The organism is Variovorax paradoxus (assembly GCF_009498455.1).
GTDB lineage: Bacteria > Pseudomonadota > Gammaproteobacteria > Burkholderiales > Burkholderiaceae_C > Variovorax > Variovorax paradoxus_H.
In genome coordinates, this window is sequence record NZ_CP045644.1 from 3971140 (window position 1) to 3987469 (window position 16330).

The window sequence follows — 16330 nt, forward strand, 5'->3', positions numbered from 1 at the left end:
GCTCAACGTATGAACACCATTACCCGCACGCCGCTGCCGCTCCCGACCGAGCGCGACAAGGCCTTCCTCCTGCAGGGCAAGATCCACGGTTCGCTGCACACGCGGATCACGATCGAGCGCGAGATTTTCCGCCGCACCTGCGCGGCGCTCCTGGCCGCCGGCTACGAGCTGCGCGTCTACGAGGGCGGGGACTGGGCCTGCGAGCGCACCACCGATCCGGTCCTGCTCGAGAACAGCATGATGTCCACCGACGAGGACTGGCTGAAGGTCTACAAGCCTGGCCAGCACATCTCGATCGGCTGGGTCTACTTCGTCTACGGCAACACGGGCTGGGACGTCATCAACGACCAGACGACCAACTTGGAAGAGGCGCTCAAGCCGGTCGCCGAGTACATCGACCAGATCGCGGAGTGGTTCTGATGGCTCGCCCGAGCAAGATGCAGCTGCGCCTGGCGGCCACGCCATCCCGCGGCGTGAGCGGCACTCGCCCTTCGCTCATCGTCTTCGATGAATTGGCCGCACGCCCGCTGACTGACCCGCTCAACAGGCCATCTCCGGGCGGCAAGGATGAGCGTGACATGCGCATGCGCAGGCGGATCGACCGCGCGATGGGATATCGCTCGTCCATCGACGACAACGACGACCGTGTCGCCAAGCTGGACCCGGCCGACAAGGGAAAGCAGGGCCGCAACTGCAACGTTACGGCCTGCCAGCGACCGAACGCCTGGTTCCTCAACAGTGGCACCGACGCCTACTACTGCTTCGACTGCGCGTGGGACATCCGCAAGTTCAACCTGCGGCGCAACTCCGATGACGGCTTCGTCCTGTTCGAGCAATGGGAGGAGGACCTGGCCCGCTTCGAGACGGCAATGAAACTGAACAGCGCCGCGCGGGAGCAGTACGTGGCTGAGAGGCTTAAGTCGTGAAGGGCGTGGTCTACAACAACGTGCGCCTGATGCCCGGCTCGACCGCACTGGAACTGTACGAGGCGGGCAAGAAGAAGGAGCTCGACCAGCACATGGCGCGCCTGGACCACGAGGACCGCCAGCGCTCCGGGGTGGTCAAGACCGCTGCACAGGAGCACTTCGACGCTCTGTTGCACCCGTGCTGCCTCAACGAAAAGCGGGGCATGAACGGCGGCTGCACCAACTGCGGGGACCCCTGCCTGTGAGCTTCTGCGGCCCTGGCTTCGACCCGACCCTCGATGAGGAACGCCTCAACGAGCAGATCCTGCGCGTGTACCGCTGCATGAACGACAGCACCTGGCGCACGCTGGGCGAGCTGTCCGAAGCCACGGGCGATCCAGAAGCGTCGGTGTCGGCACAGCTGAGGAACCTGCGCAAGGTCGAGTACGGGAGCTTTGTGGTCGAGCGTCGCCGCCGAGGGCTTGCCACGACGGGCCTCTGGGAATACCAGCTGCTGCCCCCAGGCTCGAGTGCGACCACCACGCTGGGAAAGAAGTCGCGGCGCAATCCGTTCCTCGAGGGCATGAAGCACGCCGCGAAGGTGCTGGTGTCGGCCGCTGACCTGGCCGCCGCCAAAGCCGCAATGAAGTCCGAGCTGCTGCAGGCGCACAAGCGCGCCACAGGTAAGCCCTGACAGTAGATCGATACCAAGAAAGGGAGCGCCACATGGGTTACGGACCGATCAAGAACGGCAAGCTACTGCCGATCACGCCCGTCAAAGGCTCGTGGGCTGAGCAAGAACGCGCACGCCGAGAAGGGCGCCCGGCACCAGCGCAGCCGAAGCCCGCGGGCTGGCCTCTGGGCTACACGGCGAAGGGCGAAGTTCGATGATTTTCGCCACCTGCCTCGTCATCTATCTCATCGTCAAATCGATCAAGTAAGGAGCAACATGAACGTCATTCAGGAAGAGGGCGCACGCCCCATCAAGGCATGGGTCGAGCGTCGCGAAGACGGCACCCTCAACATCGAGGACAGTGCGCTGCAGCAAACCAAGAACCTGGCGCGCCTGCCCTTCATCGCATCCAACGGCGTCGCCCTGATGCCGGACGTGCACGCGGGCATCGGCTCGACGGTGGGCAGCGTTATCGCGACCGACAAGGCAGTCATCCCGGCTGCGGTGGGCGTCGACATCGGCTGCGGCATGAACGCGGTGCGACTCACCCTCAGAGCCGACCAGCTGCCGGACAGCCTGGCCAAGATCCGCGACGCCATTGAAGCCGCAGTGCCGCTGGGTGCCGGTGGCGGGCACACGAAAAGCCGCGTGCCACATGGGCACGGCGGCGATGACATCCACCCGGTGTGGAAGGAGTTCCACAACACCCGCATCAAGGAGCGCCTGGGCGATGGCATCTTCGAGAAGGCATGGAACCAGCTGGGCACGCTCGGCTCTGGCAACCACTTCATCGAGCTGTGCCTCGACGAGTCTGATCAGGTGTGGCTGATGCTGCACAGCGGCTCGCGCGGTGTCGGCAACAAGATCGGGACGCACTTCATCGAGCGCGCCAAGCGCAACATGGAGAAGTTCTTCATCAACCTGCCGCACCAGGACCTGGCTTACTTCCCCGAGGAGACGGACGACTTCAACGAGTACGTCGAGGCGGTATCATGGGCGCAAAACTACGCGCTCGAAAACCGCCGTCAGATGATGATGGCTTGCGTGGATGCGCTGCGCGACAACATTCCCACGGCGTTCCTGCCCACCACCGAAGCGGTCAACTGCCACCACAACTACGTGGAGAAGGAGAACCACTTCGGCCGCAACATCTGGGTGACGCGCAAGGGCGCCGTCCGGGCCCGCGAAGGTGATCTCGGCATCATCCCGGGCAGCATGGGGCAGCGCAGCTACATCGTGCGGGGTAAAGGCAACCCGCAGTCGTACTGCTCGTGCTCACATGGGGCAGGGCGGGTAATGTCCCGCACCGAAGCGCGTCGCCGCTTCTCGCTCGCGGACCTGATCGCGCAGACCGAGGGTGTCGAGTGCCGCAAGGACGACGCCGTGCTGGATGAGATCCCCGGCTCGTACAAGCCAATTGATCAGGTGATGGCCAACCAGGCTGATCTGGTCGAGGTGGTGCACGAGTTGCGTGCCGTTCTGTGCGTCAAGGGGGCCTGACCATGGGTGTGCCGATCACCTACCAGCCGCATCTGCTCTCACCGGTGGACGCAAGCATGGCGATGGAACAGCTGTGGGCCGAACTGGCTTGGGTCCGTCACGACCAGACACCGCGACGCGAGTACTACGTCGCCGACAACGGGCTGCCTTACACCTACGGGCGTGACCGCGGCCGGCGCACCTACCTGGCTCAGCCTACCCACGCGTGGATTGACGGCGTGTGGGGCCTGGCTGAACAGGCCGCAGGTTGCACGTTCGACGTGTGCTTCCTCAACGGCTACGTGGACGGCAAAGATCACCTCGGCTGGCACGCCGACGACAGCCCAGAGATGGACGACGACCGTCCCATCGCCATCGTGAGCCTGGGTGCAGAGCGCGAAATCTGGTTCCGACCGAATGAGACCACCGTGCAGCGACTCACCGATGCTGAACTGGCGGCGCACATCGACCCGGAGACGGCTCAGCACAACCTCGAAGCACTGCGCGAGAAACATCGCACGTTGGACAAGCTCCTGCTGGGACACGGGTCGCTGTGCCTCATGCAGCCGGGCATGCAGGACACGCACCAGCACCGCATCCCCAAGAGCCCGCGACACGACTGCGGCGCGCGCATCTCCTTCACCTTCAGGGGGTTCAAGGCATGAAGGGCAACTTTGCGGCCGCCGTGCGCGGCTATCCCGAGTACCGGGCCATCGCCGAGTTCTACGGTGTGGCGATCGCCGAGCGCTCCCGGGTGCCGCTCATCAACCACATTCATGAAGGGCTGGTGGTGATGGACAAGATAAACGCAAGCCTGCACTCGATGCGCGCGTGGTGCTTGCACCCACTTTTCCAGGCTGACAAAGACTTGGCGCAGACCGCGCAGCGGCTCGGCCCCTTCTGGGAGTTCGACCCGCACTGCATCCTGCTGGCGATGGAGTATCGCTACCGGGCCAACGCTTGGCTCAGCGACAAGGTCACGAAGTCGATATGGCAGGGCCAGAGCGCGGTCGAGCGCGTGCACCCCAACGTCCAGGTGAGCGGCTTGCCAACACCAGGCGACCTTGAGGAGGTGTGGCACATGCTGATCGCCGACAAGGTGCAGAACTGCAAGGACTTCTTGACTCACCACAAGGGCAAGCACGCGCGCAGCTACGAGCTGGAGATCTACTTCGGCCACTGGCTCAAGGCGCTGGATGTCGACGAAGACGAATTCAATGCGCTGTGCACTGCTATCGACGCAGCCTAGCCGGCGCCTAAGCGAGGGCGTGACAGTAGACACATCGCAACTACTGCACCACGCATCGCTGAAAGGGCCGCGCCATGTACCTCCCACTCGCCATCTTCACCTGTCTCGCCGCCGTTGGCAGCTACGCCATGGGGAGGCTGGTCCTGTGGATCGAAGGAATGAGCGATGTTCGGAAGTTCAGGGCCAACAGTCAGTGATGACACTCATAACTCAGTAAACAGAGGGCTCACACCATGCAGATGAAAACCCACAAACTTGTGACCGTGCGGACGGTCCGAGAGACGGTGACCCACGAGGTCGACCTGCCCGAAAACCTGGAGGGCGAAGACCTGTTGGCTGTCCTCTGGCAGATGCAGCATGACGGCCTCCTTGAAGACATAAAGGTCGAACAGACCGACGTGACATCCAGTTCCACCTACTTCGACAAAGACGGGGTCGAAGCAAGCGAGCCTCTCGACTCGCCCGATGATCGAGAGGTCACCTTCAACGAGGACGGCAGCATTGCGGTGGCCTGCACCAACGAAGACGACCCCGAGTTCGGCACCACGACCTACGCAGTTCCCGACCCCGGCCCGCTGCATCTCGACACGGCCACCGGCATCATCACTTCGGGGGCGAAGGCATGAACGACGGACACGAGCTGCTTCGCAACATGCAGCAATTCTCGGGCGCCGAGCAGTTGTTCCGGCACGGGTTGGTCCGAGACTTCAACTACACCGAAGGCGTGCGCTTCTTCGCTCAGAACGCCGGTGGCGGCGCTTACTGGCTGCTCGACATCCTGGCCACCGAGCCGGCGATCCGCAGCCTAGTGCTGGACGAGCGCGAGGGCTGCGGCTTTGCCAGCGTGCGCCTCAAGGTCACGGGCAGCAAGGCGCACCTGATCGTGGATGACGGAAACGGGAACACGAAGTTCCGGCGCTTTGTCGACCCGACGGACTGCCCTGAGCGGCCGAAGACCAAGCTCGACCCCGAGGGCGTGTGGCTGTTCTTCATCGAGTCCAGCCAGCTCGGCGACGGCAAGCTGTGCATGACCATGATGTGGCCGTCGGAGCGGTGACATGGCCCGGTTGAGCCCATACCTGGCGAAGTTCAAGGCGTCGGAGCCGACGCCCAACTACCTCGAGCAGGTTGGCCCGCCCACACCCTGGAAGCTCTATGAGGCCGTTGTGTTCGCGGACACGGGCACCAAGCCTCCGATGGACAGCTTCCGCTTCGCCCGCATGAAGCACGAGGACCGCATTGAGGCGATCGAGTTCTACCGCGGCCGCGTCGTCCAGCAGGAGATGGTCCACACCCGGGCCCTCGCGGCAATCGAGGCTGAGGCTCGCCGGGAGCGAGACCGCGAACGTCGGCTGATGCCCGACCTGGAAGAACGACTGGGAGCGTGGTGATGGAAGTGAGCTTCAAGCGAAAGTGTGACCTGGACAACGTGCTGGGCAACTACAAGCGCATCGACCCCGACAAGTGGAACGAGATGTCCTTCGTCGACCAGTCCGCCCACATCACGCAACTGGAAATGCGCCTCGAGCACGCGCGCCGCACGCATGGCTACTACCAGGACTGCCGAAAGGAACTGGGCTATGACATTCACAACGATGGCATGTCATTCGAGGTGTGGTCCAAGACCACGGGCGAGGCCATGGACGACCACGTCAGGCAGATGCAGAAGGCTGTTCACGAGCACCGCGCGTACCTGGCCTCGCTGCCTGAAGGGTGGGGTGCGTGGTGATGACCCTCGCTGAAATCGAAAGAGCCCATCGTGAGGCGAAGCTCGGCGTGCGCATGCTCGCGGGGGCATTGAGGGGCGTGGGCGTTCAGAAGCTCTCTCAGCCTAAGCCTGCCGCCCTGAGGCTCCTGGCGGATGCGTTGCGCGCAGTGCATCAGCGCAAGATCTTCGAGGATGACAGGCCAGGTTGGGGCGACTGGTAGTGCGCATTCCGACCTGAAAGAGCAGAGCGCTACGCAGCCGAGACACGTCCGAAACAAACAGTCAATACTTACAAATATCAAAACACCGAAAGGTTCTCACATGCAAACCAATTCGCCATTCACCACGCACCGGGACGGTCCGATCGATATCAACTTCACCCAGCTGCAGGGCACCATCCAGGCGTCTCAGGTGCAGCTCGAAGCTGCCTTTGGCGCGCCGCAGAAGCCCGAGAACGCCGACAACGTCACCACCACGTGGGCGCTCCTTTTCACGGACGGGCAGGTGGTCGCCACGATCTACGACTGGCACAAGCGCAACAGCGACCCGGCCGAGGTCATCACCTGGAACATCGGCGGCAAGTTCCCCAACGGCCGCCAGGCTGTGGAGATGGTGCACGCGGGCTTCCGCGCGGCCAACGGCTTGAACGCAGCGCCCGCCCGGAGCGCCGCATGAAGATCAACCAGGCACAGCACAGCGCGCTCCTGGCAGGGCTGCGCCTTCTGCAGCAGGCCCTGGAAAGCGGCACCGTCACGCCCGACGACGGCGACCTCGGCGACATCCTCACCTGTGGGGGTGAGCACGCCCCGATGACGGTCGAGGAGATCGAAGCCTTCATCGAAACGACGTTCAACGTCGCGGGGCTCACGAGTGACGTCGCGGGGGCTCACGAGTGACGTCGCCTGTCTTTGCTTGGACCAAGCCCTTCTACGGTGTCACGCACTGCGGCAAGGTCGGCCACGGCCAATGGTGGGTGAGCGTCACCGACTACGGCTCGTTCGCCGACCTCGAGTGCTGGTTCCCCGGCTGCGGCTTCAGCCCGCTCGAAACCCAGCACGGCAGCGCGGAGGCGGCCAAAGCGGCCGGCGAAACCTGGCTCCGGCAGAACGACCGCAACCTTGCGAAGAGCGCGGACAGCCAATGATCGAAGTCGTCTTCAACTACGACCACGACGAGGAGCACGGCGTCGACGGTTGGATTCCCGAGGCTCAGCCGGACTTCAACGCGAACATCAACGCCTTCGGTGTGGCCCACGACGTTCTCGATCACCACGATTTGCGCGATGGCTCCCATGAGGGCGAGATGCGCGCCTTCGGCGCCATGCTTTGCAGCAGGGGAGAGACGGGCCACATGGCCAACCAGGACATGCTGAACCGGCAGCCAGGATGGCTCATGGGCTCAGCATTGGCATCGATACTGAGCGAGAAGTGGGATTCGGGCCAGCTGGACGTGGTGATCCCGAACGCTGGCCAGCGCCTGCTCGGTGAAGAGGCTGAGGCGATCCTGGACGAGACCGTCCGCACGGCGATCAAGTCGCTCCGGCAGGAGAGCCAGTGCGAGGAAGACGAGGAAGACGACTTCGAGTCGTTCGTCGTCGCCTGCCAGGAGGCGCTGCCGCGCTACATGCGCATCGGCTATCGCCAGGTGCAGCGACGCTTCCGTGCAGATGGGTTCGGGGTCGCCGCGCTGTTCGACGAAATCGTCAACGACAAGCGCATCGCCGCACACTACGAGCCCGAGGAAAGAGCGAGGCTGGTCATTAAAATCGAACCGCGCTCGCTGCGTCTCGACATTGACGTCCAACTCTACGAAGACCCCTACGCTCATGGCACTTGAATACGTCCTCGCCGCCACCTTGTTCTTCACACCGGCGACGCCGAGCAGCGTGGGAACCAAAATCCCAGTGCACACCGGCGAACGCGCATTCCCGACGCTCGACCAGTGCAACAACGCATGGCAGCGCGAGATCATCAACCGTGGCCCCAAGTACAGCACCACCCCCTGGACCTTCGACCGCATCGAGGGCAAGGTGTGCGAAGCCCGGGAGGCTCAAGCGGCTGTGAAAGATCCTAGGCTCGTGGCTCAGGAGGCAGCAATCGCCGACGTGCTCGCCAACCAGAAGCGCTGACACTGAAGACCTTGAAGCACTGAAAGCGTCTAGATGATCCGAATCGATACCGGCCCACACATGAGAGCTCTCAAGCTATGTGCCGCGGCACTGACTCTCACTCTGGCTGGTGCGGTACATGCGGCTGAGGAGGGGAACATCGGAACTGGCATTGGTGTCACCTCCGATTCATGCCCCTTGTGGCTTGGGGCACGCAAGGGACCTCCCGGAGCGGAGGAGCGCACGCGCCGACTTGCGGTCTTGAGTTGGTCTAACGGCTACCTCTCTGGGAAGAACAGCGAGTCGGGCACCGCAGGGAAGCATCCGGTGGTGAAGGGGTTCAAGATGCCATCGTCCGCCATGTTGGAGGCGGTGTTGGATGCCGAGTGCGCGAAGGAGCCCCTGGCTCCCCTTTTTATTCATCTCGACCGACTCGCCGATCGGCTGCGTTTGCTGCAGCCCTTTTAACCGCACGACTGACGTGCTGAAGCCTGTCGCGGGCCAGACAAGTCAGTAGATACTTACAACATCGAAACACGCACAGCACAGTGCGGTAAGCAGGGGAGCCAGCAAGGGCCTGCTTACCTCACTGCGAAGTGAGAACCTCTGCCCGATCCTGAGAACGCCGGGCCTTCATAAACCTGGCCAGGCTCATGTCTGGTCGGGTTTCTTTTCGGCTGGCATGTCAGGCTGCACCTCACCGTGGGCCTCGCGCATCACCCTGATGCTCGCTTTTTCCGCTTCGGCACTGCGTCGTCTGAATTCAATCATCTCTTTCATCCAGGATTCACGCTGCTGGGTACGACGCTCGAAAGCAAGTTCCAGTGCCCGTGTCAGGCGGCGCCGGTCGGGTGAGTAGTGAGCCAAGCCACCGACTCCCGCCAGACGACCGATGAGGTCGTTCGCTGCGATACCCAGCCGGGCAAAGTGAAACTGTCGGGCCGAGAAGTCGACGCTCGGCACATTGGACGGGTCGAAGTTCGCATTGATTGAGCGCACAGCTTCAGCTACTTCGTTCGGGAGTGCCAAGACCGCATATGTGAGGTGCGGCTTGATTGACTTCCAATCGACGTCAAGGCTGTCGAACTCAAGTGTTGGCAGCGTCGCCACTGGTTCAAGATCGTAGCTGCCCGGCAGGACTCTCCCTTCGTCCTCTGTGACCGGGACGCAGCCTGCAATGAAGCGGTCCAGCACGGTGACCAGCCGGACAGCCAGGTACTGCGCGGCACGCCGCCGGTGGACATAGTGCTCGATCACCTTCGCGCCGTTTGCGGCAAAGACACCCACTCCCACGCCGATCAGGCTCGCAATTCCCGAGTCCATACGCTTCTCCTCGATTTGTTGTCGCGCCAAGTATATGTAAGCCATTGATACATAAGGACTTTTTGCTACTTATATTGGTGTTAGTGCCCGCTAACACAGGTAATTCAAGCTCGGGCGAGATATTTACGCGAACAGGGCAGATAACGAGCAGAGCCGAGGGATAAGCGGGTGCAGGAAAGCGACAAGCCGTGCCCCGCCGCGCAGCAAGACAAGTGCTGAGCGCTCGACCAGAACTGGCACGCGCACAGCCCCGCCCTGATGCACCCTACCCGCACCCAGAAGAGGGAAAGAAGGTCACCCAAGCCAGCAAGCGCGACACCCAGGCACCAGGGCAATCCGCATACGGCTGCGGGCCTCGATACAGAGAGGACACCCAAACCGCACCCCGGAAGCAGGAGAAGCAGATCACCACCGCCAGCACCCGCTCGGCAGAGGGCCAGAACCGTACCGGGATCAGGAGAGAAAGCACCCAACCCGCCGACCAGGTAGACAGGCACACCCGGGGCGAGACACCAGGCTCAGGGGAGGGCAGAACCACCCAGACAGGGGAGCAGAAGAGGGCGAGCCGAGCAGGGGTGGAGCCAGGCAGGGAAGAACAGGGGAGGTACAGGCACCTACAGGCTCAGGGGAGAGACATACACCCAAGAGTAAGGACAAGTGGGGAGGGTGGCGGCCTAGGAGCTTTCAATCAAAACCTGGTCCTAGCCGATCCGTGTCCGACCCTCCTCGGCTGGGCCTTGGCTCGCCTCGGCATACGGCTGAATTCCTCGACCGTTTCGGATGCACCAAAGTGGGCATACGCTCGCCTCGGCTTCTCCTCGGCTCGCCAAAACACTGTATAGAATCACAGTGTTCCTGACCTGATCCTGAAGCCGCCCAACATTGTTTGCGACCCAGGAGCCCGGGAAGGCGATCGAACAACGAATGCTCAACGCCGACACGTATCTGACCTCTGACACTGCTGCCATCCCCTACAGCCTTGCGGCCGACAACCGCATCCAAGGCGTGCACCCACTACGCCTGTACTACCTCAACCACCTCGGCATCGAGCACCAGGCGCTGTTCATGTCCTCGGATGGTCTGCACGCCAATGCCCGGGCCGCTTGCGATGCCTACATTCGTGCGCTGGGAGGGGAGCTCCTCGATGTGCATGCTGAGGTGTGCGTAGCCTAGGCCCTGAGCGGGAGGTACCTTCGGGTGTCTCTTTGCGCAATAGATTGCGTCCTAGGCAGGATAAAGCGCAGTTTATTGATCCGAGGCTGCGCGCACCCCGGCCCGAGACCGCCAACACCCCGATTCGACAGTAGACCTATCGCAAAGACGCGATGCAACAAAGAGGTCTCAAACCATGCCAGTTCTCGTCGAATCGCCCTCGGTCAACGCCTTCAGCTACCTGTCCCTGTGCCTGCTGGGCCGAGTGCCCGCCCCGCCCGCGTTCCCCACGGTCGGCATGGCCGTGAGCCGCTACACCCCCTGGTCGGACGGGGAGTGATCACATGGACGCCCTGATCCAACGCATGCACTCCATTCGCAAGTCGCTGGGCCTGCGCGCCGCCGCGGGCTACCTGCGCAACCGCCAGGTCGACTTCGCTGAGGCTCACTACCTGCTCCTGGGCTCGGCGCCCCGCAAGTAAGGCTCAGCCCAGCTCAGGCTGGGCTTTCAGGCTCAAGGCTCGCGTCCTAGGCTCAGCGTAGCCAGCGCCAATAGCACCCGTAGGTGGTAAATCGGATTTACCACTCCTGGGCAGTATTCCGAAGGCCAGGTGGTGGGCAGGGGAGGGAGCAGCAGGGCCTCGGACGGGTGGGTGCAGCCAGGGCAGGGCCGAGACCCCGGTTCGACAGTAGAGACTCAACAACACGAGGTCTCCCGTGAACCGCAACAACCGCATTTTGTCGTCGTCCAACCTCTTCGGTCTGAGCACCACCACCCTCGACGCGCTTCAGCTCGCTGCCGACCGCAAACGGGACCGGGAAGAGGTCCAACGTGCCCGTGATCGCAAGGTGCCCGTGCCGTACGCACAGCGCGCCGTGAAGAGGGGCTGAGCCATGGGTGCCAAGCAGAAGAGCTGGTCGCTCGTGCCGGCCGTCGTTGCCAAGTTCCGGGGCTACCACGCGCTCCCTGTGACGCCTGGTGAAACCGCCCGATTCATGATCCAAGACGACCATGGGAACGCGGTCGATCTGCCTTGCGAGCAGTGGGCTGTCAGCCAGATGAACGCCAACCACTGAGATCCGAGCAGCCCCGTGTAGGGGCTACCTCTGGGCCAGGGCTGATCCTAGGCGTACGGCGAGGGACGAGTACCACCCCTCGGACGGGATTTTGTACACGGCGAGGGACTAGTAAGGGTCCTAGGATTCGCGCCCGCCCCGGGAGCGAGGTCCTCGTCCGAGATGCGAAGCGTCCGCATCCTTGGTCCGAACGCGACCTTTCCGCATCCAGAGCTATATGTCGAAAAGCGCATATAGCTTATACCTAGGGCAAACCCGCAGAAAACGCACCATAGCCCGAGCCTTGCCCGAATCCCGCAGGGTCAAGGGGTAGGGCGCCCATGGGGTACATAACGCAAGCCTTCACACACTGAGTCTTATATAAGACTTGCGTCCGCAGGTGCGCCCTCTGTGCATAAGTACAATGCGTAAAGACCCCAAAGTACAACGGGGTATTGCACAATTAGTGTATTTACCCCATAATTCAGTCACCGCAGCAAATTCGCTGGGGCACATAGGGCAAAGCCCAAACACTTAAGAGGTTCTCAAATGTCGCAAGCTCAAACCAAGGTTTCTAAGTCTTTCACCGCACGTATGACCATGCTGCAGTCGCACCGTCTCGCTGCTACCAGCGCTGATATCGCATCGGTCATCGGTGCAAAGAACTCGGTCTTTCAATTCACCGAAGCGGTCAATGCAGCAATTGACAAAATGAAGATCGACACCACGCAGATTTTCGCGATTGACCGCAACCCCAAGGTTATCAAGCGCTTCATTCAATTCATTCATGGTGTCAACGCTAAGTCTTACGCGAATATCGACAACACCACTGCGACCATTATCTACGCTCTGCAACTCGCAGGGGACAACCCCCTTACGGTCGATGCCCTGCATTACATCGGTGCGGGTTTGAAGTCGGGCAAGATCGCCCCTGAGTCGCGCGGGGTGTCGCGTACCGCAGTGAATAAACTGTTTGGTCGCGTCGGTTTGAGCACCATCCCGACTCAATGCAGTCGCACCGTGGGAAAGAATGGTTTTCTGCAACTCGCAGGGGCTACCGTGGGCGAACCGGGCAAGCAGAATCAAGCAGTGAAACTCAACACCGAACACCCCCTTATTGTTGCGTTCAATGCATGCATGAATGCAGCGACCGAATCGCAGATTGACGAAATGGTGAAAGCGTAAATCTTTTGAGTGTGTCATTACTGACACATTCAATGGCCCTTGCATTAAATGGTGAATGCAAGGGGTTAAAGGGGAGGGGCTAAAACTCCCTCCCTTTTGCAGCGCGATCTGACGCAGGGCAATGCGTCGGGCATTGCCCCACTCGCACCCTATTGGTGCACCCTGAGGACCTTACCACCCCTGCGGTGGACGCGCTTTTGCTGTGGCCCTTGGTGCCGTTTTTCCATGGCCCCGGAGCGACTCCTTATAGAGCCGACTGCCAGACCCTCAGGCACCCGGCAGGGACGACAAGCCGCGCAAGGCACAGGGCACGGTTCGACGACATGGGCGACGACTTCCCGCGCAAGGACGGCAAGGCAGCGAGGAGGTTGCGGTCATTGCTCGATCGCCAGGATTCCTGGCGGCCTGGCCAGACGGTCATCCTTATAGAGGCCCCTGCCCACCCTCGGCGCGGCCGGCCGCGCCTCGAAGGGCCGAGCCATCGCTCCGTGGGAGTTGCTTGCAAGCTATATCCACACAATTTAGTCGGGTACTTGGAGGCTTTTTTCGCGCGTCGCTGCTGCGTCGAAGCCTTGCATTCGCTAGAGAACGGGGCAGATCGGGTGCCCCAAACGACCCGGTCAGCGAGCACTGTTTAGCGTCAATAAACGGGGTCATGACCACTTTTGCAGGGGTGAGAGGAAAAGGCTGTTATTTCAAGCGAATAACGCTAAATCGGCCGGAAAAAGATCGTGTGTGATGGCTGAGTTTTTTGCATATCATGCATCAACATTGTTGCGACAAAATAGTAACACCCATGGGGGCTACAGTTGTTGACGACCCCGTCAGTAGCGACTTACGGATTGGTGATTTACACGCGTCTCGTGCGGCTCATCCGCCGATGCTAGCGCCGGTGTGCATAATGATCGTTCCTGCGGTTCAGAACCCCTGAAACGCAAAACGCCACACCTGTAGGAGGGTGTGGCGTTCTGGCCCTCTGGCGAGGGGATGGACCACTGAAGTGATCGCGACTAACGCTTTAACTATAGCGGTTCAGAACGGGAAGCCAATCTTGACGTCGGTAAATCCGTCGTTTCTTTTGTCGCAACCAACTGGAGCTTTCCAACCATGGAAACTTTGCCGCTGCTGTGCATTACGCACGCCCATTCCGAGAACGGCGAAATCGTCGAACTCGGCCACGTTGACTCCCACGGACACCTCGTCTGGCGCACCAGCGTCGGCTCGGTCATAGCCCTCTATCGTGCTGGTGCGCGTTTCGTCACCACCTGGCGCGACAAGGGCTATGAGGTCTACGTGCAGGGGCGCACCCTCTCCGAGGAAGCCCGTCTGCGCACCCGCGCTGACGGTGAGGCGCCCAACCTGCTGAAGCAGCTGCCCGACTTCGAGTACTAACGCGACCGGGTGTAATACCCTCGCGCCAGCCGCCTTGTGGACCCGTTTTCGGGCACAGGCGGCTTTTTTCTGTCCGCTACCAGTCGGCGCCGGCCGTCTCGGCGATCAGATCCTCTTCGACCGCTTCCAGATTTGCCTAGCTGATTCGACTCACCACTCGCCGCCTGCCTGCTCGGCCAGCAGCTCGTCGACCACGGCGTCGACGTCGGTTTGGCGCTGCTCGGCTTGTCGCACGGCAAACTCCCGCGCCGCGCGCTCTTTGCGTGCCAGCTCGTGCTCTTCCTTCTGCCGGAGCTCGGCTGCAAGACGGGCCTTTTCCAGGCGAGCGGCCTCCTGTCGGCCTCGCTCGATCTTCTCGCTCTCTTCTCGAGCCGCATGGCGGCGCCGAGCGGTCGCCTCAGGCGTGAGGGTCTCTGCGTGCTTGCCTTCGGCGCACAACTTGAGGTCTTCCGCGCAGTTTTCGTCCCAGTTGCGCACCGCGCCTTCGACCATGTTCACGTACGCCGAGTGATTGCCAGGGCCTTCTGGGTCTCGGCGAAAGTTCGCCAGGTGGCAGCACTCGATCAGCTCGACATCCAGCTGAAACGCACCTCGATACTGCGGCAAGCGACCTGCCTTGAGGTCGAGGATGTTCGCCTTCGCGTGACGGCCCAGTTTGTCCGGGTGGTTTTGGGCCATCCAGACGAGGGAAGCCGTCTTGCGCTCGTACAGGGCCGTCACAGCGCTCTTGGTCGCCCGGGCACGTTCGTCGCGCGCCTTTTTCAATGCCTCTTCCATCTCCCCCATGGAGACGGGCTTGGCTGCGGCCGACCGTGTCGACGTGACCGACGCGGTGGCGTTGGGCTTGCACAGGTACTGGTCAGCCCACGGGTCCTTGCCGAACCCAGCAGCGGACCGCAGGTCTGCGATCTTCGCGCCGTACGGGTCAAAGAGACCCAAGTCGCCCATCAGGCGGCGCATTTCGCTGAGATTTGCCATCACCAAGCTCCGTAGCGGTCATCCCGCCGCATTTCCTCTTCGGCCACGGCCTCTTCGAGGGTTTGGGTGTGCTGCGCCGGCGGCGTCAGCTTGCCGAGCATCTCGTCGTCTGAGTCTTCGAGCTGGATGAGCTCCGGACCGTAAGGCGTTTCGATGACAACGGGCGGCACCTTGCCCGGCTTCGCGGACGGCGTGGGGATGTGCGCGGGCGCTACGTAGCCGCCGGCCTCGACCCACGCCCGAAAACTGTTGTGCCTGGCGAGATCCCAGATGCCGATCTCGGAAGCGATGATCGCGTCGTGGAGCTTGCGGTCGTGGCCTGCCTCCGCGAGCAGGTAGCTCGCCTTGCGAAACGCAGAGGCCAGTTTCTGTGCCGGCGAGCCGCGGCCGCCGAGGTACTGAGGGCAGTTCTCTTTGATCCACTGCAGCGTGCTCTCCTGCCAGGAGGGCGCTGCGCTCACCGGTCCGGTCATCTCAGCTGGCCTTTTCTGCTTGGATGTGCGCCAGCGCTGCTTCCAGGTCGCTCGGCGACAGGTCCTTCAGCTTGGCGATGGTCTCTTTCTGCTTGGCCTTGACGGCCGCGATCTGCGCGCGGTGCGCATTCATCTTTTCTGCGAGCGGAGCCAGCGCGGCGATCGTGGCATTGGGCTCGAGGGCGATCAGGCTGATGAGTTCGCTGACCGAGCGCAGCTTCAGCGCTTCGGCGACCACGGTGAGGTTCGGCTTGAGCTCTCGTTGCAGCGAATAGCTGACGACGATCGCGCCAGACGTGATTTCCGAGTTGCTCTTGCGTGCCATGATTGTTAATTCCCAAAAAAATGCCCTATGTACCCCATTATAGGGAACATAGGGCATTCAGAAAGGGTGAAAAGTCAGCGCTTGCTGAGGTCGGCGCTGAAGCCAGCACCCCCGCCCTCATACTCGCGCACAACCTCGTCGATTTCGCCCTCCTCGCGATCTTGCTCGAAGCGCTGCATCGCGTGATTGCTCAGGAGAATAGCCACAATGAAGACCAGGGGCTGGCTGAATGCGAAAGCGAGACCGACTGCGCCAGCCAGGGTCAGGATGTTCAGGATCAGGCAGTAGTGGATGGGATGAAGGCGCATTTTTCGAGATGGAAAGT

29 protein-coding genes are annotated in these 16330 nt (G+C 61.9%); 24 read left to right on the top strand and 5 right to left on the bottom strand.

All coding sequences use genetic code 11. The features are described from left to right. Positions 1-9: 9 nt before the first annotated feature. The 17 genes from GFK26_RS18225 (at position 10) to GFK26_RS18300 (ending at position 8142) form a co-directional block, all read left to right on the top strand. Positions 10-420, top strand: a complete 411-nt coding sequence (locus GFK26_RS18225; RefSeq protein ID WP_153283195.1) for a hypothetical protein — start codon at positions 10-12, stop codon at positions 418-420. Continuing rightward, positions 420-926, top strand: coding sequence for a hypothetical protein (locus GFK26_RS18230; protein WP_153283196.1), 507 nt, complete (start codon positions 420-422; stop codon positions 924-926). The genes GFK26_RS18225 and GFK26_RS18230 overlap by 1 nt, the downstream gene beginning before the upstream one ends. Continuing rightward, positions 923-1171, top strand: a complete 249-nt coding sequence (locus GFK26_RS18235) for a hypothetical protein (RefSeq protein WP_153283197.1) — start codon at positions 923-925, stop codon at positions 1169-1171. The genes GFK26_RS18230 and GFK26_RS18235 overlap by 4 nt, the downstream gene beginning before the upstream one ends. Beyond that, complete coding sequence (locus GFK26_RS18240; RefSeq protein ID WP_153283198.1) at positions 1168-1599, top strand: hypothetical protein; 432 nt, start codon at positions 1168-1170, stop codon at positions 1597-1599. Before GFK26_RS18235 ends, GFK26_RS18240 begins: the two co-directional genes overlap by 4 nt. Positions 1600-1854: 255 nt before the next feature. Beyond that, complete coding sequence (locus tag GFK26_RS18245; protein WP_153283199.1) at positions 1855-3078, top strand: RtcB family protein; 1224 nt, start codon at positions 1855-1857, stop codon at positions 3076-3078. Positions 3079-3080: 2 nt separating this feature from the next. Beyond that, positions 3081-3722, top strand: coding sequence for an alpha-ketoglutarate-dependent dioxygenase AlkB (locus GFK26_RS18250; RefSeq protein ID WP_153283200.1), 642 nt, complete (start codon positions 3081-3083; stop codon positions 3720-3722). Next, complete coding sequence (locus GFK26_RS18255) at positions 3719-4306, top strand: hypothetical protein (protein ID WP_153283201.1); 588 nt, start codon at positions 3719-3721, stop codon at positions 4304-4306. The genes GFK26_RS18250 and GFK26_RS18255 overlap by 4 nt, the downstream gene beginning before the upstream one ends. Positions 4307-4380: 74 nt before the next feature. After that, positions 4381-4503 carry a hypothetical protein gene (locus tag GFK26_RS34490; protein WP_265590106.1) on the top strand — a complete coding sequence of 41 codons (123 nt, stop codon included), beginning with the start codon at positions 4381-4383 and terminating at the stop codon, positions 4501-4503. Between the two features lie 36 nt (positions 4504-4539). Then, on the top strand, positions 4540-4932 hold the full coding sequence (locus GFK26_RS18260) for a hypothetical protein (protein ID WP_153283202.1): 393 nt from the start codon (positions 4540-4542) through the stop codon (positions 4930-4932). After that, on the top strand, positions 4929-5363 hold the full coding sequence (locus tag GFK26_RS18265; RefSeq protein WP_153283203.1) for a DUF6876 family protein: 435 nt from the start codon (positions 4929-4931) through the stop codon (positions 5361-5363). The genes GFK26_RS18260 and GFK26_RS18265 overlap by 4 nt, the downstream gene beginning before the upstream one ends. Before the next feature lies 1 nt (position 5364). Continuing rightward, positions 5365-5697 (top strand): hypothetical protein, encoded by a 333-nt coding sequence (locus GFK26_RS18270; RefSeq protein WP_153283204.1) that lies wholly within the window; start codon positions 5365-5367, stop codon positions 5695-5697. Beyond that, a complete protein-coding gene (locus tag GFK26_RS18275) occupies positions 5697-6035 on the top strand; it encodes a hypothetical protein (RefSeq protein ID WP_153283205.1) in 339 nt (112 codons plus the stop codon). The genes GFK26_RS18270 and GFK26_RS18275 overlap by 1 nt, the downstream gene beginning before the upstream one ends. A gap of 300 nt (positions 6036-6335) precedes the next feature. Next, on the top strand, positions 6336-6689 hold the full coding sequence (locus tag GFK26_RS18280) for a hypothetical protein (RefSeq protein WP_153283206.1): 354 nt from the start codon (positions 6336-6338) through the stop codon (positions 6687-6689). Then, positions 6686-6910 (top strand): hypothetical protein, encoded by a 225-nt coding sequence (locus tag GFK26_RS18285; RefSeq protein WP_153283207.1) that lies wholly within the window; start codon positions 6686-6688, stop codon positions 6908-6910. The genes GFK26_RS18280 and GFK26_RS18285 overlap by 4 nt, the downstream gene beginning before the upstream one ends. Then, positions 6907-7158 (top strand): hypothetical protein, encoded by a 252-nt coding sequence (locus tag GFK26_RS18290; RefSeq protein ID WP_153283208.1) that lies wholly within the window; start codon positions 6907-6909, stop codon positions 7156-7158. The genes GFK26_RS18285 and GFK26_RS18290 overlap by 4 nt, the downstream gene beginning before the upstream one ends. Then, positions 7155-7850: a hypothetical protein gene (locus tag GFK26_RS18295; RefSeq protein ID WP_153283209.1), complete on the top strand. Its 696-nt coding sequence runs from the start codon at positions 7155-7157 to the stop codon at positions 7848-7850. The genes GFK26_RS18290 and GFK26_RS18295 overlap by 4 nt, the downstream gene beginning before the upstream one ends. Continuing rightward, a complete protein-coding gene (locus GFK26_RS18300; protein ID WP_153283210.1) occupies positions 7840-8142 on the top strand; it encodes a hypothetical protein in 303 nt (100 codons plus the stop codon). The genes GFK26_RS18295 and GFK26_RS18300 overlap by 11 nt, the downstream gene beginning before the upstream one ends. A gap of 630 nt (positions 8143-8772) precedes the next feature. On the opposite strand, the gene GFK26_RS18305 is transcribed toward GFK26_RS18300, so the two are convergent. Further along, entirely contained in the window at positions 8773-9444 is a 672-nt protein-coding gene (locus GFK26_RS18305) for a hypothetical protein (protein ID WP_153283211.1), read from the bottom strand. A gap of 924 nt (positions 9445-10368) precedes the next feature. On the opposite strand from GFK26_RS18305, the gene GFK26_RS18310 reads away from it, so the two are divergent. From GFK26_RS18310 to GFK26_RS18340, 7 genes are all read left to right on the top strand, one after another. Beyond that, positions 10369-10617 carry a hypothetical protein gene (locus GFK26_RS18310; RefSeq protein ID WP_153283212.1) on the top strand — a complete coding sequence of 83 codons (249 nt, stop codon included), beginning with the start codon at positions 10369-10371 and terminating at the stop codon, positions 10615-10617. A 175-nt stretch (positions 10618-10792) separates the two neighbouring features. Continuing rightward, positions 10793-10936 (top strand): hypothetical protein, encoded by a 144-nt coding sequence (locus GFK26_RS18315; protein WP_153283213.1) that lies wholly within the window; start codon positions 10793-10795, stop codon positions 10934-10936. Positions 10937-10940: 4 nt separating this feature from the next. Further along, positions 10941-11078 carry a hypothetical protein gene (locus GFK26_RS18320; RefSeq protein WP_153283214.1) on the top strand — a complete coding sequence of 46 codons (138 nt, stop codon included), beginning with the start codon at positions 10941-10943 and terminating at the stop codon, positions 11076-11078. Between the two features lie 235 nt (positions 11079-11313). Continuing rightward, complete coding sequence (locus GFK26_RS18325) at positions 11314-11487, top strand: hypothetical protein (protein ID WP_153283215.1); 174 nt, start codon at positions 11314-11316, stop codon at positions 11485-11487. 3 nt (positions 11488-11490) lie between these two features. After that, on the top strand, positions 11491-11673 hold the full coding sequence (locus GFK26_RS18330) for a hypothetical protein (RefSeq protein ID WP_153283216.1): 183 nt from the start codon (positions 11491-11493) through the stop codon (positions 11671-11673). A 528-nt stretch (positions 11674-12201) separates the two neighbouring features. After that, entirely contained in the window at positions 12202-12837 is a 636-nt protein-coding gene (locus GFK26_RS18335) for a hypothetical protein (RefSeq protein ID WP_153283217.1), read from the top strand. Between the two features lie 1107 nt (positions 12838-13944). Next, the gene (locus GFK26_RS18340) at positions 13945-14229 is read left to right on the top strand and encodes a hypothetical protein (protein WP_153283218.1); all 285 of its coding nucleotides are present in this window, start codon (positions 13945-13947) and stop codon (positions 14227-14229) included. Between the two features lie 150 nt (positions 14230-14379). On the opposite strand, the gene GFK26_RS18345 is transcribed toward GFK26_RS18340, so the two are convergent. From GFK26_RS18345 to GFK26_RS18360, 4 genes are read right to left on the bottom strand one after another with little or no spacing between them, the layout of a single operon-like run. Further along, positions 14380-15207 (bottom strand): hypothetical protein, encoded by an 828-nt coding sequence (locus tag GFK26_RS18345; protein ID WP_153283219.1) that lies wholly within the window; start codon positions 15205-15207, stop codon positions 14380-14382. After that, complete coding sequence (locus GFK26_RS18350; RefSeq protein ID WP_153283220.1) at positions 15207-15680, bottom strand: hypothetical protein; 474 nt, start codon at positions 15678-15680, stop codon at positions 15207-15209. The genes GFK26_RS18345 and GFK26_RS18350 overlap by 1 nt, the downstream gene beginning before the upstream one ends. 1 nt (position 15681) lies before the next feature. Beyond that, positions 15682-16062: a hypothetical protein gene (locus tag GFK26_RS18355; RefSeq protein WP_153283221.1), complete on the bottom strand. Its 381-nt coding sequence runs from the start codon at positions 16060-16062 to the stop codon at positions 15682-15684. Between the two features lie 17 nt (positions 16063-16079). Beyond that, positions 16080-16313: a hypothetical protein gene (locus GFK26_RS18360; RefSeq protein ID WP_153283222.1), complete on the bottom strand. Its 234-nt coding sequence runs from the start codon at positions 16311-16313 to the stop codon at positions 16080-16082. Between the last annotated feature and the right edge of the window lie 17 nt (positions 16314-16330).

Bases quoted from the DNA above. Each gene is read 5' to 3' on its own strand.
- GFK26_RS18270 (WP_153283204.1), top strand. From the start codon at position 5,365: ATGGCCCGGTTGAGCCCATACCTGGCGAAGTTCAAGGCGTCGGAGCCG.
- GFK26_RS18285 (WP_153283207.1), top strand. From the start codon at position 6,686: ATGAAGATCAACCAGGCACAGCACAGCGCGCTCCTGGCAGGGCTGCGC.
- GFK26_RS18280 (WP_153283206.1), top strand. From the start codon at position 6,336: ATGCAAACCAATTCGCCATTCACCACGCACCGGGACGGTCCGATCGAT.
- GFK26_RS18330 (WP_153283216.1), top strand. From the start codon at position 11,491: ATGGGTGCCAAGCAGAAGAGCTGGTCGCTCGTGCCGGCCGTCGTTGCC.
- GFK26_RS18225 (WP_153283195.1), top strand. From the start codon at position 10: ATGAACACCATTACCCGCACGCCGCTGCCGCTCCCGACCGAGCGCGAC.
- GFK26_RS18300 (WP_153283210.1), top strand. From the start codon at position 7,840: ATGGCACTTGAATACGTCCTCGCCGCCACCTTGTTCTTCACACCGGCG.
- GFK26_RS18315 (WP_153283213.1), top strand. From the start codon at position 10,793: ATGCCAGTTCTCGTCGAATCGCCCTCGGTCAACGCCTTCAGCTACCTG.
- GFK26_RS18230 (WP_153283196.1), top strand. From the start codon at position 420: ATGGCTCGCCCGAGCAAGATGCAGCTGCGCCTGGCGGCCACGCCATCC.
- GFK26_RS18265 (WP_153283203.1), top strand. From the start codon at position 4,929: ATGAACGACGGACACGAGCTGCTTCGCAACATGCAGCAATTCTCGGGC.
- GFK26_RS18355 (WP_153283221.1), bottom strand. From the start codon at position 16,062: ATGCCCTATGTTCCCTATAATGGGGTACATAGGGCATTTTTTTGGGAA.
- GFK26_RS18345 (WP_153283219.1), bottom strand. From the start codon at position 15,207: ATGGCAAATCTCAGCGAAATGCGCCGCCTGATGGGCGACTTGGGTCTC.
- GFK26_RS18260 (WP_153283202.1), top strand. From the start codon at position 4,540: ATGCAGATGAAAACCCACAAACTTGTGACCGTGCGGACGGTCCGAGAG.
- GFK26_RS18245 (WP_153283199.1), top strand. From the start codon at position 1,855: ATGAACGTCATTCAGGAAGAGGGCGCACGCCCCATCAAGGCATGGGTC.
- GFK26_RS18360 (WP_153283222.1), bottom strand. From the start codon at position 16,313: ATGCGCCTTCATCCCATCCACTACTGCCTGATCCTGAACATCCTGACC.
- GFK26_RS18340 (WP_153283218.1), top strand. From the start codon at position 13,945: ATGGAAACTTTGCCGCTGCTGTGCATTACGCACGCCCATTCCGAGAAC.
- GFK26_RS18305 (WP_153283211.1), bottom strand. From the start codon at position 9,444: ATGGACTCGGGAATTGCGAGCCTGATCGGCGTGGGAGTGGGTGTCTTT.
- GFK26_RS18350 (WP_153283220.1), bottom strand. From the start codon at position 15,680: ATGACCGGACCGGTGAGCGCAGCGCCCTCCTGGCAGGAGAGCACGCTG.
- GFK26_RS18310 (WP_153283212.1), top strand. From the start codon at position 10,369: ATGCTCAACGCCGACACGTATCTGACCTCTGACACTGCTGCCATCCCC.
- GFK26_RS18320 (WP_153283214.1), top strand. From the start codon at position 10,941: ATGGACGCCCTGATCCAACGCATGCACTCCATTCGCAAGTCGCTGGGC.
- GFK26_RS18250 (WP_153283200.1), top strand. From the start codon at position 3,081: ATGGGTGTGCCGATCACCTACCAGCCGCATCTGCTCTCACCGGTGGAC.
- GFK26_RS18275 (WP_153283205.1), top strand. From the start codon at position 5,697: ATGGAAGTGAGCTTCAAGCGAAAGTGTGACCTGGACAACGTGCTGGGC.
- GFK26_RS18335 (WP_153283217.1), top strand. From the start codon at position 12,202: ATGTCGCAAGCTCAAACCAAGGTTTCTAAGTCTTTCACCGCACGTATG.
- GFK26_RS34490 (WP_265590106.1), top strand. From the start codon at position 4,381: ATGTACCTCCCACTCGCCATCTTCACCTGTCTCGCCGCCGTTGGCAGC.
- GFK26_RS18295 (WP_153283209.1), top strand. From the start codon at position 7,155: ATGATCGAAGTCGTCTTCAACTACGACCACGACGAGGAGCACGGCGTC.
- GFK26_RS18255 (WP_153283201.1), top strand. From the start codon at position 3,719: ATGAAGGGCAACTTTGCGGCCGCCGTGCGCGGCTATCCCGAGTACCGG.